This is a genomic window from Paracoccus actinidiae, from assembly GCF_030863885.1.
GTDB classification, from domain to species: Bacteria; Pseudomonadota; Alphaproteobacteria; order Rhodobacterales; family Rhodobacteraceae; genus Paracoccus; species Paracoccus everestensis.
Genome location: NZ_CP132956.1, coordinates 3512081 through 3525837, shown reverse-complemented (window position 1 = coordinate 3525837; position 13757 = coordinate 3512081). Strand labels below are relative to the sequence as shown.

11 protein-coding genes are annotated in these 13757 nt (G+C 60.1%); 5 read left to right on the top strand and 6 right to left on the bottom strand.

What is annotated here, in order from left to right:
- Positions 1-8: 8 nt before the first annotated feature.
- Both Q5701_RS17610 and Q5701_RS17605 read right to left on the bottom strand, forming a co-directional pair.
- Positions 9-683 carry an ABC transporter ATP-binding protein gene (locus Q5701_RS17610; protein ID WP_306752278.1) on the bottom strand — a complete coding sequence of 225 codons (675 nt, stop codon included), beginning with the start codon at positions 681-683 and terminating at the stop codon, positions 9-11.
- Complete coding sequence (locus Q5701_RS17605; RefSeq protein WP_306752277.1) at positions 680-2005, bottom strand: KpsE/RkpR family capsule polysaccharide export protein; 1326 nt, start codon at positions 2003-2005, stop codon at positions 680-682. The genes Q5701_RS17610 and Q5701_RS17605 overlap by 4 nt, the downstream gene beginning before the upstream one ends.
- 120 nt (positions 2006-2125) lie before the next feature.
- Between Q5701_RS17605 and Q5701_RS17600 the strand changes: the two genes are divergently transcribed.
- From Q5701_RS17600 to Q5701_RS17580, 5 genes are all read left to right on the top strand, one after another.
- Entirely contained in the window at positions 2126-2983 is an 858-nt protein-coding gene (locus Q5701_RS17600; RefSeq protein WP_306752276.1) for an ABC transporter permease, read from the top strand.
- 161 nt (positions 2984-3144) lie between these two features.
- The gene (locus Q5701_RS17595) at positions 3145-4776 is read left to right on the top strand and encodes a glycosyltransferase (RefSeq protein WP_306752275.1); all 1632 of its coding nucleotides are present in this window, start codon (positions 3145-3147) and stop codon (positions 4774-4776) included.
- Positions 4777-4780: 4 nt separating this feature from the next.
- Positions 4781-5686, top strand: a complete 906-nt coding sequence (locus Q5701_RS17590; RefSeq protein WP_306752274.1) for a glycosyltransferase family 2 protein — start codon at positions 4781-4783, stop codon at positions 5684-5686.
- Positions 5687-5767: 81 nt separating this feature from the next.
- A complete protein-coding gene (locus tag Q5701_RS17585) occupies positions 5768-6553 on the top strand; it encodes a sulfotransferase family 2 domain-containing protein (protein ID WP_306752273.1) in 786 nt (261 codons plus the stop codon).
- 50 nt (positions 6554-6603) lie between these two features.
- Positions 6604-8592, top strand: coding sequence for a polysaccharide pyruvyl transferase family protein (locus tag Q5701_RS17580; RefSeq protein WP_306755436.1), 1989 nt, complete (start codon positions 6604-6606; stop codon positions 8590-8592).
- 42 nt (positions 8593-8634) lie between these two features.
- On the opposite strand, the gene glf is transcribed toward Q5701_RS17580, so the two are convergent.
- From glf to Q5701_RS17560, 4 genes are all read right to left on the bottom strand, one after another.
- Entirely contained in the window at positions 8635-9780 is a 1146-nt protein-coding gene (glf, locus tag Q5701_RS17575) for a UDP-galactopyranose mutase (RefSeq protein ID WP_306752272.1), read from the bottom strand.
- 163 nt (positions 9781-9943) lie between these two features.
- Positions 9944-11545, bottom strand: coding sequence for a glycosyltransferase family 4 protein (locus Q5701_RS17570; protein ID WP_306752271.1), 1602 nt, complete (start codon positions 11543-11545; stop codon positions 9944-9946).
- Positions 11546-11622: 77 nt separating this feature from the next.
- Positions 11623-12765 (bottom strand): glycosyltransferase family 2 protein, encoded by a 1143-nt coding sequence (locus Q5701_RS17565; RefSeq protein ID WP_306752270.1) that lies wholly within the window; start codon positions 12763-12765, stop codon positions 11623-11625.
- Between the two features lie 2 nt (positions 12766-12767).
- Positions 12768-13751 carry a glycosyltransferase family 2 protein gene (locus Q5701_RS17560; RefSeq protein ID WP_306752269.1) on the bottom strand — a complete coding sequence of 328 codons (984 nt, stop codon included), beginning with the start codon at positions 13749-13751 and terminating at the stop codon, positions 12768-12770.
- Between the last annotated feature and the right edge of the window lie 6 nt (positions 13752-13757).

Below are 13757 nucleotides of genomic sequence, written 5' to 3'. Positions count from 1 at the left end.
CCCCCATGCTACTTCGAAGCGTTCTTGATTTTCCTCATGTTATCCATATGCGCAGCAATGGCATCTTCGATATCGGCATAAAATGTCAGCTGGCCTTGCTCCAGGACCGCGCCGGATTGGCAGGTTTGCCGCAGCATGCCCATCGAATGGGCGACGACGATCGCGCCGGCCTTTGACAGCCGTTCGTTGAAGACGTGGTTCGACTTGGCCTTGAAGGCTGCGTCGCCCACGGCGGAAACTTCGTCAACCAGATAGGTATCGAAGGGGATGGCCATGGACAGGCCAAAGGCGAGCCTGGAGCGCATCCCCGAGGAATACGTCCGGACCGGCAGCCAGAAGTGATCGCCCAGTTCGGCGAAGTCCTCGACGAAATACAAAAGCTCATCCGTGTCGATGCCATAGACCCGGGCCACGAAGCGGCAGTTCTGTTCGCCCGTCAGCTCGCTGTTGAACGAGCCCGCAAAGCCCACGGGCCAGCTGATGGTCCCGGTCGAGAGGATCTTGCCTGAAGACGGAAGCATCGCCCCCGAGATCATCCGCAGAAGCGAGGATTTCCCCGCTCCGTTCCGGCCCAGAAGCGCGACCGAGATGCCCGAAGGGAAGGTCGCGGTGATGTTGTCGGCCACCACCTTGTGGCGGCCGTTCAGCGTATAGGTCTTGCAAAGGTTCTGCAGGTGAATCATCGACGGTCGCGCAGGCTGTAGAACATCAGGCTGCCGATGATCCATAGCAGGGTCAGGAAGCCCGCGATCATCGCCAGCAACTGGGCGCGCTGCGGAAACTCGGCCTCTTGTGCCAAGGTGGGCCGGATATAGGGCGCCAGATACCGTGATTGCCGCACGGCCTCGGCGCGCGACAGCTCATAGCTGGCCAGGGCGGTCGTATAGCTGGTTTCGGCAAACTGGCGATCGACCGCCAGGGTCTCGTACTGGCCGACCACGTCCGACAAGGCCACGTTCTCGCCATTGGACGCGAATTTCTGCCGTTCGGCCTCGATCTGATCCCGGATGATCGAGATGCGCAGCTCGGTCTGGCTGATGCGCGGGTCGTCGGGCTGGGCATTGGCCTGCAGAAGACCCAGCGAGACAAGCTGTTCGGCCAGCTGCTGCTGGAGCGAGGTGACGACGCCGGTCTGGCTCTGGACATCGGCGGCCGGGTCGACCAGCTGGTAGCGGTTGCGGAACTCGGTCACGGCCTGGCGCGCCTCGCGCAGGCGTTCCTGCGCGCGCTCCAGTTCGTCGCGCGAATAGCGCAGGGCATCCTCGCGGGCGATGGCGTTCAGCTCATTGATGACGATGCCGCCTTCCTCAAGGATGGCGGTCGCGATGTTCTGGGCATCCTTGGGGTCGAAGGCCAGGATGCGCAGGTCTATCATGCCGGTGTCGTAATAGATGCGGACCTTGCGTTCCCATTCGGCAACAAGATCCTCGAGCGAGTCGTCGCCGCGGAAGCCGAAGACCGGGTCGTCCGGTGCCTTGGACCAGATTTTCCGCAAGTTCAACTGCGCATCCACCCGCTCGACCAGGTCGCGGCTCTGGATGAACTTGTAAAGAACGTCGGTATCCGTGGTCGAACTGGCCCCAACCAGCGATCCCAGGCCCCCCAGCACGTCGGCCGCATTGGGGGCCGCCGATTCACTGCGGACCGAAAAGCCCACATAGGATGCATATTGGTCGGCCGCGCGGGTATAAAGATAAAAGGCGCTGACCAGCAGGGGCAGGATCACCACCAGGAAAAAGCTGACGGCCATGCCGTAATGGCGGGGCTTGGCCTGCGCCGGACTGGCGGGGGGCAGAACGGGCTTCTGCAATGCCGCCTCGATGCGTTCCTGGGTCTTGGGGTCCAGCTTCTTCGCGGGCGGCTTCTTGCCCGGGGCCGAGTGCCTGGCCGGTGCCCTCGCACCCTGCCTTTGATCCTCCTGGGACGGTGGCACGACGGCACCATCCTCCAGGGTCGGAGCCGGGGTGATTGCCAAGGAACTGGATTTCTGGTCGTGGGCGGACATGCGCTTACCCCGCCTGTTTTGTTGATCTCTTGCGCGCCCTCATACATAAGCCCGCCGAACAGTTCTAGCACCGATCCTATCGCAGGGGCTTGAACAGCAGATGCGCTTGGGGGCGTTTCCATGTCTCAGATGTCAGAGCCCTTCACCTCGGCGCCCTTGCCGCAGCGCAAGGAAGCAGTCAGCCCTTCCGAGCTGAAGGAAATCCGCCGGCACCGCCGCTTTGCCAGTCTGCGCGCCATCAGCGCCCTGATCCTGCGCGAGATGCAGACCAGCCATGGCCGGTCCGCGGGCGGCTACCTGTGGGCCGTTGCCGAGCCGGTGGGCGGCATTGTCCTGCTGACCCTGATCTTCTCGATGGGTTTCAAGGCGCCGCCCATGGGCACCAACTTCGCCATCTTCTATGCCACGGGGGTGGTGCCGTTCATGGCTTACCTGGATGTCTCGGGAAAGGTGGCCAGTTCCATCCGCTATTCGAAGCCGCTTCTGGCCTATCCGGCGGTAACCTTTGTCGATGCGCTGATCGGGCGCATCCTGTTCAACTCGATCACCCAGATCCTTGTGGCGGTGCTGATCTTCACGGGGATTTGCTGGTTCATGGACACGCGGACCGATCCCCAGCTGGATCAGGTCGCGCTCGGGATGCTGATGGCGCTGCTGCTGGCTGCGGGCGTGGGGACCATGAACTGCTTCATGTTCGAGGCCGTCAACTGGTGGCAGCCCTTGTGGGCGATCCTCATGCGGCCGCTGTTCCTCGTATCCTGCGTCTTCTTCATCTTCGACGACATCCCGCAGCCTTATCGTGATTATCTGTGGTGGAACCCCCTGGTCCATGTCGTGGGGCAGATGCGTCACGCCTTCTATCCCCATTACAGCGGGGACTACATCAGCTATCCCTACCAGCTTGGCCTCAGCCTAGCCCTGCTGGCCCTTGGACTGGCGCTATTGGTGCAGTATCACCGCGATCTTCAGAACAGCTAGCGGTTGCGATGACGCTTCCGCGGGCATATGCCAGGCATGGCCCAGGGCAGAGGCTCTGGGCGGGGTTGCAAAGGCTTCATGGACGCGCCTTCCCAGTCTGGGTATGACGCTGGCTCTGCAACTGATAAACAGGCATTCTTGTCAGGCTGAACACGGTTCTCATGGATCTTTCCTCCTTCGCGCGCTCCAGACCCGTCGACTCGGAAACGGTCTCTTATCTGACCCGGCAGATCCAGGAGGCAAGGGCGATCTACGAGACCCTGTTTCCGACCCAGCACCTGCACTTCATCCTGCGGCTGGGGAACGATCCTGTTTGGTCCCATCCTGAGGTGACCGAAGGCACTCATGTCCCGCGTGCCTCGGATCTGGGGGCCGATTTTCTGGGATGCGTCGAGCGGTTCGGCATCCGGGACGATTCCCCCGAAGTCACCATCCGCCTGTCGATCCCCCGCCCGCCCCTTCCTCACGAGATCCGGCAGACTGCCACGCCCTGGCAGCCCCCTGCAAGGCTGGGCTTCCTGTTTCGCACCAGCCCCATGGCGTACGAACAGGTGCGCTATCAGGCCGAGATGCTGCGCAAGCGCCGTGCCGATCGCCGCAAGGACAAGGTGGCCCTACCCCTGGGCGAAGGATCGGCTCTGATCCCGCGCCTTGAAGCACCCGCCAGCGACCAGCGTCCCGCTATCCTGATTGGGATGCACTGGCTGGAGGTCGGCGGCGCAGAGAAGCTGGGCTTCGACACGGTCAGGTGGGCCTTGGCGGCCGGGTTGCGGGTCTTCGTCGTGGCCTCGGTTCCTGCAATCCAGCGGCTTGCCCAGCAGTTGCCCGACCATTCCGACGTGACCTTCATCCGGCTGGACCGCTATCTGCCCCATCACCTTTGGCCGCGCTATGTCGAGAAGCTGGCCCGGGCGCAGAACATTCGTGCGGTGCATATCCATCACTGCACGCCGCTTTATGAAGCCCTGCCGATGCTACGTGCCCGGCTGCCCTGGATCCGGACCATCGACAGCACGCATATCATCGAATACGCGAACGGGGGCTATCCGCGCATTTCGGGCGTCTGGACCAACTACTTGGACGTCCAGCATGTCATCAGCAGGCAGCTGGCCGATTATGTCCGCGGCAGCTTTCAGGCGCCTGCCAGCCGGGTGCGGCTGGGCCGAATGCTGGATCGCGCTAAGATTGCCGACCGTCCGCTGGTTCTGCGGATGCAGTCGCGGCAGACCAGCCTGCATGTCAGCTTCATAGGCCGGCTGTTCTATCAGAAACGCCCCGTGGTGGTGGTCGAGATCCTGTGCGCCCTGGATGTCTGGGCGCAAAAGAACGGCGTGGCGCTGATGGCCAGCATGGTGGGCGAAGGTCCCTACGAGGCGACCATCAGGCGGCTTTTGGCCCGCCACGGCTTGGCCGACAAGGTGATCCAGCTTCCCGGCGACACCGATATCCCGGCCCTGCTGGATCGGTCGGACATCCTGCTGCTGCCCTCGAACAACGAGGGGTTGGCCCTGGTCTGCTACGAGGCGATTGGGCATGGCTGCATCCCGATCTCGACCCGTGTGGGCGCGCATGGCGAACTGCTGCCGCCGGATCTGCTGGTGTCCCTGACGCCCCGTGCCACGGTCCAGGAAACAGTGGCGGTGATCGACCGGATGTGGCGTGACGAGGAATTCCTGGTCCGCCAGAAGACCGGGCTGGAAGCGGCCTGGACGCAGCTTTCCACCGATCCCACTGCCGAGGAAGTGCTGATGCCAATTTACCGCGAGATTGCGGACCAAGGCCGGAAAGGCTGATTCAATGGGCGCTTTGAACATGACCGTAGCGGTGATCGTCACCTTCAACCGCTCGGCCAAGCTGATGAAGGTGCTGGATGCGATCCAGACCCAGACCCAACGTCCCGACATCGTGCTGGTGGTCGACAATGCCTCGTCCGACGATACCGGCGCCCTGGTCGATGCGCGTGCGGCCCGCGACGATACGATCCGCTATCTGCGCCTGCCCCGGAACATCGGGGGGGCGGGGGGCTTTCATGCGGGGATAAAGGCCGCCTACCAGATGGGCGCCCAGTATTTCTGGGTCTCGGACGACGACGCCTATCCGCAGCCCAATGCCATCGAGCGCCTGCACGATGCCCTGGACCGGTTCCAGGGCCAAAATGGCTACAGGCCCAGCTTTGCCTGTTCCCGCGTCGAATGGATCGACGGCACCCTGTGCGAGATGAACTGCCCCAGGCCGGTCTGGGACTGGGCGCGCTTTCTCCAACCGGGGGCGCCTTGGGTCCTGGTGGACAGTTGTTCCTTCGTCTCAGCCCTCATCCCTCGATGGGCGGTCAACGACCATGGCTTGCCCATCGCCGATTATTTCATCTGGTTCGACGACGCCGAATACACCCGCCGGATCGCCCGCAGCTATCCCGGCATCTTCGTGCCTGAAAGCGTGGTTGTGCATGACACGCCCGACAACCGTGGCGTGAACTTCGGCATGATGGACGAGAAAAGTCTGTGGAAGTTCAAATACGGCGCCCGCAACGAAGCCTCGTGGCGCCGCCGCGAGGCCGGATTGGTCAGCGTCCTGGCCTATGTCTATGGGGTGCGGCGGCAGATGAAAGGCGCGAGTATCCCCTGGAGGGCGCGGCGACAAATCTATGCGGCTATTCTCAAGGGAGTGAGCTTTCGGCCTAAGATCGAAGACGCGTGCTCTTGACGGCAGCAGGACAAGATTGAGCTATCATAACCCATGTGCTGCATTTCAGTCATGCAGACACTAACGACATAAAGCGTGAATATGGACAGCAACGATCTGACTATAACCAACCTTGCTCAGCAGTTCGAAACAAGCAAGGAGATCATGGCAGAGTTCTGCGACAGGTTTTCTCCCAAGAAGACGGTATGGGGATCATTCTACGAGAAGTCAGATACCATGCTTTTCGTCCATATCCCGAAAACAGCCGGGGTTTCTGTCGGAAAATCGCTTCAGGCCTGTTTTGACAAGTTCTATGGCATTCAGTGGGATAACGTTGGACCCTCTTTCCGGAACGCGACGCGGCAGGCGGCTTATAACCAAAGCCGGGGAGGGGGCCGACAAGTCATTATGGGCCATTACGGATGGCCCGAGATTCAGATTTGGCGCAACCACGAAATGCCGATAAAGTGCGGCACGATATTCCGCGATCCTGTTGCGCGGTTCGTGTCGAATTTTAACTACAACAGCTCTGACGCCCATCCCGGCCGCGATGCTTTCGTCAAGAGATTTCCCACGATCGAAAGCTATCTCAAGAATGCCGAGCTTGATGTTCAGTTGACCCAGGCAGTTGGCTTTGTCGCGTCGTTCGAGGATGCTCTTAGAAAGTTCATCAAGTACTATACCTTCTTGGGTGTAACGGAAAAGCTGACGGATTCGTTGCGTCATCTGTCGCAGTCCCACCAACTGCGGGACATTCAGGAGCATCGGGAAAACGTGGGCACCAACAAGGCTGCAGCGCTGTCCGACGCTGTCGTGAGCCTGATCCGGCAGCGCAGCCATAACGACCTGAAGCTTCACCAGTTGCTGATGAAGCTGTACGGCGGCTAGGCGGCCGCAGGCGCAAAGCAGATCTTCCTGCTGAAACACATGATTTTTTGGTGCTGACGATGCGTATCCTTTTCCATGCCCCCGGCTTGGCCGCCTTCCGTCCCGAGGCGAGCTTGCCACATCTTCTGGGCGTTCAGCCCTCGGTTACGGATTCGCTCGGCGGCCTTCTGACAACCCACAGGCTTACGGGCAACCGCGGCAATATCATTCATGCCGAGGCCCCTGCCAAAACCTTTTCCAAGTCGGCCCAGGGTTCGGCCTACGGCAATATCGCGATGCTGCAAAAGAAGCTTGGCAAGCGCTATGCCCAAGTTCTTGCCGACAGTTTCGATCTGATCATCATTTCGATGGCGAATTTTATCCGCCCCGATCACGATGGGTCGACCCTGGTCAGGGCGTTGCATGCCTTGGACGACCGCGTGCCCTTCATCGTCTTGGGCTGTGGTCTGCAAGGCTCGCATTCGCTTGCGGATATGATGCCCGGCAATCGCGATCTGATCGCACATTTCGACCAGCATGCCCTGGTCTTCGGGGTGCGGGGCGAGAAGACGGCGAACTGGCTTTTGGAGAACGGCTTTCGCAATGCTTCTGTCTTGGGATGCCCCAGCCTTTATGCCTATCCCCATTCAATCCTGAAGGTCGACGGCGCGGCGGCACGCGAAAAGAGCCATGCGGCGGATGTGATGACCGCAGGGCATCTCAGCATGCACCGTGGCCGGATCGTGCCTCGCGGGATCGAGCTGGCAAAGGCATTCAGGACTGTCAGGGCGGCCTATGTCTTCCAGGATGAGTTCCTGACCTATGGCGACCTTACCGCCATGGCCGGTCTATACATCGAAGGCGCGTCGGAGGTCGTTGCAGGGCCTGTCAACGCATGGCTTTCAAAGCATGCCAAGACCGATGTTGGTTTCCATCGCTACTATTACTTCAACGAAGCCAGTGCGTGGCGCCAGGCCTCCTTGCGCCACGATGTCTTCATTGGTGACCGCTTCCATGGCGGCGTCGCGGCCTTGCAGGCAGGGCAGCCTACGATCTTCCTGACGCAGGACAATCGCGTGTCCGAACTGACCAATCATTTCGGCCTGCCAAACCTGTCAATCGAAGAATTCGTAAAACGCGGCTTGGCTGATACGCTTGATGAGTTCCTGTCGCGCGAAAGACTGGACAGCATGAAGACGTTGTACAAGCGGCGTTATGCCGAATACTTTGAAGCCTTGGCGCCGTTCGGTCTCAAACCCGATATCGAGCCCGCGGCTATCGAGCTGCCGGGGCCTCCGCCGCTGGCGCGCCAGGACCGTATTGCGGCGCCCGTTCTCAAGACATCAAATGCGGATGCGACGCCGATGATGGCGCATGTCATCGAAGAGGGACCCTATCTCTTGCGCATGGTGGCACCCGAGAGGGCCACCGATTTGGTGGTCACCTTCGAGGCCGCCGACACCACGATTGACCGCAGGAACAAGGCGCGCAAGGGCTTTGGTGAGGAGTTTTTGCTCAAGAACGGATTTGCCGTTCTGTCCGTCCTGACGTCTTCTGCAAACTGGTTCCGGCCTTCGGCCCTGCGCAATGGCTTTAAGCGTCCGGAGGTAGAGGCTTTCCGCTCTCGCTATGGGCGCATCCATACTTATGGGTCCAGCATGGGCGGCTTTGGGGCCCTGGCCTTTGCAGATCTCCTGGGCGCCTCGAATGTGGTGGCTCTGCAGCCTGTATCGACCCTGGCGGCCGATCTCGTGCCGTGGGAGACGCGCTTTGCACCCGGTCGGTCCTTGAACTGGGAGGGGTCCTACAGGGATGCTAGCGAGGGCTTTCGCCATGTGGACTCGGTTTATGCCTTCTTCGATCCCTCGACCCTGGATGCCCGGCATGTTGATCGTCTCGCCCGGACAGGAGGCGACCGGCTGCACCAGATCCAGGTCGCCAACGCCGGCCACGCCATCCCCCGCATGTTGCTCCGCAAAGGGATTCTTGGCGCCGCGGTTCTTGCCTGTCTCAGGGGAAATTCCGAAGCCGAAGTAAGAAAGATTGTCACCTCGGCCTGAGGATAAGGCCTGCGCGAAGCCCTTGCTTTTGCGTGCTGATCGTCAGAAGGGGGCTATGAAGAAGGCAGGAAAGGCTTGGCCGCTTTCCTGCTGGGCCATGAAGTGCCCAACTGTATCCAACGCCTCCCGGATGGTCACGTCCATGTCCAGATAACGATAGGTGCCCAGGCGTCCCACAAAGGTCACGCTCTGGGTTTCCTCTGCCAGCCTGACATACTGCGCCAGCAGTTCCTTTTCCTCAACCATGCGGATCGGATAGTAGGGAATGTCGCCGGACTCGGCCGCGCGGGAGTATTCGCGATAGCAGATCGAACCTTCGTGGATTTCCCAAGGGCTGAAATGCTTATGCTCGGTGATGCGGGTATGGGGCACGTCGCGGTCGCCATAGTTCATCACCGCGCAGCCCTGGTAGTCGCCCTGATAGGTGAACCGCTCGAAATCCAGCGTGCGATAGCCCAAGCGTCCCAGGCAATAATTGAAATATCCGTCCAATGGGCCCGACCAGAAGACATGGTCGGCATCGCCCGCCATGTCGGGATGGTATTCGGTGTTCAGTTCGACCGTGATGCCGGGGTGACCCAGGATCGATGCGATCATCGCGGTATAGCCCTCGGCCGGCATTCCCTGGAAGCGGTGGAAGAAATAGTTGTCGTCGTAGTTGAAGCGCACCGGCAGCCGCTTGAGGATCGAAGCCGGCAGTTCAGTGGGCGAACATCCCCACTGCTTCTCGGTATAGCCCTTGAAGAAGGCTTCATAGAGTTCGGGACCCACAAAGCGCAGCGCCTGTTCCTCGAAGGTTTGGGGGTCGGTGATGCTGGTGTCCGCCTTTTCCTCGATAAAGGCGCGGGCCTCGTCGGGACGCAGGGTGGTGCCGAAGAACTGGTTAATGGTCAGCAGATTGATGGGCAGCGAATAGACCCGGCCTTGGGAGGTCGTCTTGACCCGGTTCTGAAAGGGCAGGAAGCGGGCGAAGCGGTTGACATAGTTCCAGACACCCTGGTCGTCGGTGTGGAAGATATGCGGGCCATAGACATGCATCATAACGCCTGTATCCGCATCGCGTTCTGTGTGGCAATTGCCCGCGATATGGGACCGGGCATCGATGACGCGGCACTGGTGCCCCGCCTCGGCCAACTCGCGCGCGATGACCGCCCCCGACAGCCCCGCACCCACCAGGAGTATCTTCATCGTTTTCGTCCGATCCTGTCGCCTGGGCGTCACCCGCCCCTTGCCGCCGCTATAGCGCCAAGGCGCGGCCAACCCAACCGCCATCGTGCGAAATAGCCAACCTTCCAGGCCCTCGCAGTCGAAGCCCCCAGAGCTTCAGCTTTTGGAGGCAATGCTGCCGCAACTAGGCCGTCGCCAGCAGTTTCTTGATCCGATCTGCGGCGGCAGCGGATGCGACCGACCAGTTCCGCTCTTGCGAGACCCACCTACGCGCTTCGGCTCCCAGCTTTTGACGCAGGTCCTTGTCCTTGATCAAGATGGCCAGCGTCTCGACCAAGCTGTCGTGACAGCCCTGCCGGTAGATCATTCCGGAATGCCCATGCTGAACAATCTCGATCATCGGCGGCAGGTCCGGTACGACGAGACACTTGCCCATTGCCATTGCTTCCAGTGGCTTCAGCGCCGGAACCTTTCGTGTCACTTCTGCAGACCTGCGGGGAAGCGGAGATATATCTATCAGGGAATACCATTCCGCCACATCTTCGGCCGGAATACGTCCCGGGAGGATGACCTTTCCGGAAATTCCCGCTTCCTCTGCCTGGCAACGGAGGCTATCAAATATCCCGGTAGCCGATCCCTGGTCGCTGCCGACAAGGATCATGCGGAAGTCATATCCTTTCCGGGACAGGGTAATGCCCGCAGACAGCAGATCCTCCAAACCCTCATAGGCGTTGAACGATCCGATATAGCCAATGACCGGGGTATCAGGGTTTATCTGCAGCCTTTCCGACAGAGAGCGGGACCGCTCTCTGGGAAAGAAGCGATCGGGATCTGCGGCATTGGGGAAAAGGCATATTTTTTCAGGGGCAACCCCACGCAACAAGAGTTCATCGCGCATGGCAGCATTCAGGGTCAAAACCAAATCCGAATTTCTTACAGTCAGCGTTTCCAACTCACAGGCAATCCGATAGCCGTCACTTGCGCCCCATGCAGGATCGTTGGCTGAACGGGAATATTCCCAAAAGCCCCTGACATCGTAGATGAAAGGCAAATCAAGACGGCGGGCTGCAAGCAATGCCGGGGTGGCTGTCTGATGATTGGATGCTGCCATGACGGCCTTAGGCCGCAGTTCGGAGAGCCTATCGATCAGTTCCCTTTCAGCAGCATAGAAACTGGCAAATTCATCAGGAATGCGATGGGCTTCATTGCCGCTGCGATGATAGGTTACAGGTCCGATTTGAACAGGCTCTGCCGGACCTGACAAACCGCGATGCCATGGAAATCCGGGTCGCGTCAGGCAATGCACTGTCAACCCATGATCCTGCAGGGCAGGCACCACGGACTGGGTTCTCATCGAGTATCCGGTTGCATCCTGGGGGAGACTGACCGCCAGGACATAGCAAAGGTCCGCTCCGGTTTCGGACAGGAAGGCGTCAGCATTTCCAGGGCCTTCAATATGCTGCAGACGAGCCTGTAGAAGCTCTGGCTCCATCAGCCTTCCAGAAGTTCCCCGGCTGATCGCAGCCCAGCAGCGCTCCAGGCCTTCATGATCACTGCCTGCGAGTTCGTTCAAGCAGAGGAGGGCGAAAGAAAGATGGTTTTTTGCCAGAAGCTCCAGATTATCCTCGACAACTGAAAGCTGCTGTTTCTCGATAAGTTTCTTTACAAGCAGAAGGGCGGATTTCTTCCGCCCCAGAAGATGCAGGACACAGGCCGCCTCAAGCGTGATATCGCCATGAGAAGCACGACCACTTTTCGTTTCACGAGGATTCAGCGACATCTGCATCTCAACTCAGTAACATGGAAAGGCCATAGTTGCGTCGAATGGCAAGCTGTCCTTGGTTAGGAAAATTCGCTCCTGGACTATGAGACCGGTTTCCCGAAAGTCGCCTGGATCGCCGCAAAACGGTCGGCGGCATCCTGACCGCGAAGGCGGGCCAGGGAGTCCTTCGTTGTTTCTGCGATGCCTCCCAGGTGGGTTTCGATTTCTGTCAGGCGGCGATGCAGCCTTGCATGTTCCCAACTGCCGACCTGTCCCGAGACATCTCCCTGCCGCAGCCGGTCTGCGGCTGTCCAGACCGGGTGCAAATGTCCGTTTCGTTCCAGTGCCCTGGACCACAGCGGTTCTGGAATGGCGGACAGGGTCGCGGAGGCTTGGACCGCATAGGGATAGAGAGCATCAGGGGACAGCCGGTCGCAATGCCATGCCATGTTCTCGAGAAGCCATGTCACAGCCAGCAGGTGATGCTCGGCATCGTCCTGGTGCAGCATCCGGCTGATTGTCCGGAAGTGGGTGAAGAAGGCGGCAAGTGCCATGCCGCTTTCGCCCATGGTTTGTCCTGGTCGGTTCACGCGATGCTGGCAGACGGCAGCATCCAGGAACCGGATGCTGCCGGCAGCAAGGCAAACAGCCCAGTGGAAGGGGTTGTCTTCATAAAAAAAATCGCCTTCGGGAAAGCGCAGTCCCCGTTCCTCAAGAAAGCTGCGGCGATAGAACTTGCGCCATGGCACGCCGATCAGGGACAGCGCCTGAAGGCGCAGGGTCTGGATGTCGCCTTTGTGGGCCAGCCGGTGCCAGTGGCTGCCGTCTGCAGACCGGGCGGATGCTTGGTGCGTGTCATCAAAGACCCTGTAATTCGCGATCAGGATATCTGCGGGGGTCAGCGTCATTTGCGCACGGGCACGGTTGAAGCCCTCAGGAATGATCCAGTCGTCCCCGTCCACGAAGAAGACGATGTCCCGCCTGGCCATCGACAGGCCGATATTGGCGGGGATCCCGACGCCGCCCATGGTGTTTGTTCCCAGGCAGACCGGCTGCAGGCTGACACCGGGATCGAAGCCGAAATCGGCAAGCCCCTCTGCGATCAGTTCGGCCGATCCGTCGGTAGATCCGTCATCGACAACGATCACCTCGTCGCCGGGCCTTGCTACGGCAGACAGAGACTGCAGGCATTGGGGCAGGTAGGGATGGATATCATAGCTGGTCAGAATGAAGCTGATGGTCATCTTTAACATCCTTCGCGCAGCAGGAAGGCCACGATCTCTTCGGCTTGGTCAGGACGCCATTCGGCGAAGATCCGGAAGTCCTCGGGTCGCAGGCGCATATAAAGGTCGATCATCAGCCGCTTGAAGTCGGGCAGCACCAGAGGATCGATGTGATCGAGGTTCCAGCGGCACAGGTCATCGGCAAACTGGATGAACTGGCGCAGGAAGATCCGCCGGTTGGGGGCTGCCTGGAGGGCACCGACCAGATCCTGAAGGATGGGTCCAAGGCACAGCCGATCGGCGCCCTGGCGTATCGTCAGGTGATGGTCGCGGTCCCGGATCACATGGACCGCTCCGATGCGCGTGTCAGCCTGGATCTGCCGCGCCCTCAGGAAGCTGAGCCAGTGCAGGCGGATGTCGTTGTGGACCGGCGTTTCCGAACAGGTAATTCCTGCGCTGCGCAGGAAATCCGTCCGGTAGATCTTGTTCCAGGGATAGTTGCTGATTGAACACAGACCAATTGCCTCGGCCAGGGTCAGGATCGCCGACGATCGGGTTCCCAGGGCCAGCTTCCACCGCGCCTCCTCGGTTGGGAAGGTTCCTTCGCGGCCCTCGCGTTCCAGGACACGGGTATCGCTGTGCCGAAAGATCGTGAAATCGGGGCAATCGGCATCAAGATGTTGCTGCCAGATGGCAGACAGCCCGGGAGCTAGGTGGTCGTCCGCGTCGAAGAATAGAAGGTTCTGTGCAGTGACCGAAGCAAGCGCGATGTTGCGTGCATGGCCCGCGCCCCGTTGCTTGGGAGACCTGAGATAGATCAGACGCCCGCCAAGCCGGTCTTCCGTAAAACCCAGGGCGGCAGGATCGCAAGCCAAATCCGACCCGTCGTCCGAGACTATGATCTGGGAAAAGATCCCCATCAGGGATACTTGGTCCAGTAGATGCTCCAGGTCACTGGGCAGATTCCAGACCGGGATCACGATGGCCAGAGAAGGCTTGTCTGTCATCGGGCG

Bases quoted from the DNA above. Each gene is read 5' to 3' on its own strand.
- Q5701_RS17610 (WP_306752278.1), bottom strand. From the start codon at position 683: ATGATTCACCTGCAGAACCTTTGCAAGACCTATACGCTGAACGGCCGC.
- Q5701_RS17605 (WP_306752277.1), bottom strand. From the start codon at position 2,005: ATGTCCGCCCACGACCAGAAATCCAGTTCCTTGGCAATCACCCCGGCT.
- Q5701_RS17600 (WP_306752276.1), top strand. From the start codon at position 2,126: ATGTCTCAGATGTCAGAGCCCTTCACCTCGGCGCCCTTGCCGCAGCGC.
- Q5701_RS17595 (WP_306752275.1), top strand. From the start codon at position 3,145: ATGGATCTTTCCTCCTTCGCGCGCTCCAGACCCGTCGACTCGGAAACG.
- Q5701_RS17590 (WP_306752274.1), top strand. From the start codon at position 4,781: ATGGGCGCTTTGAACATGACCGTAGCGGTGATCGTCACCTTCAACCGC.
- Q5701_RS17585 (WP_306752273.1), top strand. From the start codon at position 5,768: ATGGACAGCAACGATCTGACTATAACCAACCTTGCTCAGCAGTTCGAA.
- glf (WP_306752272.1), bottom strand. From the start codon at position 9,780: ATGAAGATACTCCTGGTGGGTGCGGGGCTGTCGGGGGCGGTCATCGCG.
- Q5701_RS17570 (WP_306752271.1), bottom strand. From the start codon at position 11,545: ATGCAGATGTCGCTGAATCCTCGTGAAACGAAAAGTGGTCGTGCTTCT.
- Q5701_RS17565 (WP_306752270.1), bottom strand. From the start codon at position 12,765: ATGACCATCAGCTTCATTCTGACCAGCTATGATATCCATCCCTACCTG.
- Q5701_RS17560 (WP_306752269.1), bottom strand. From the start codon at position 13,751: ATGACAGACAAGCCTTCTCTGGCCATCGTGATCCCGGTCTGGAATCTG.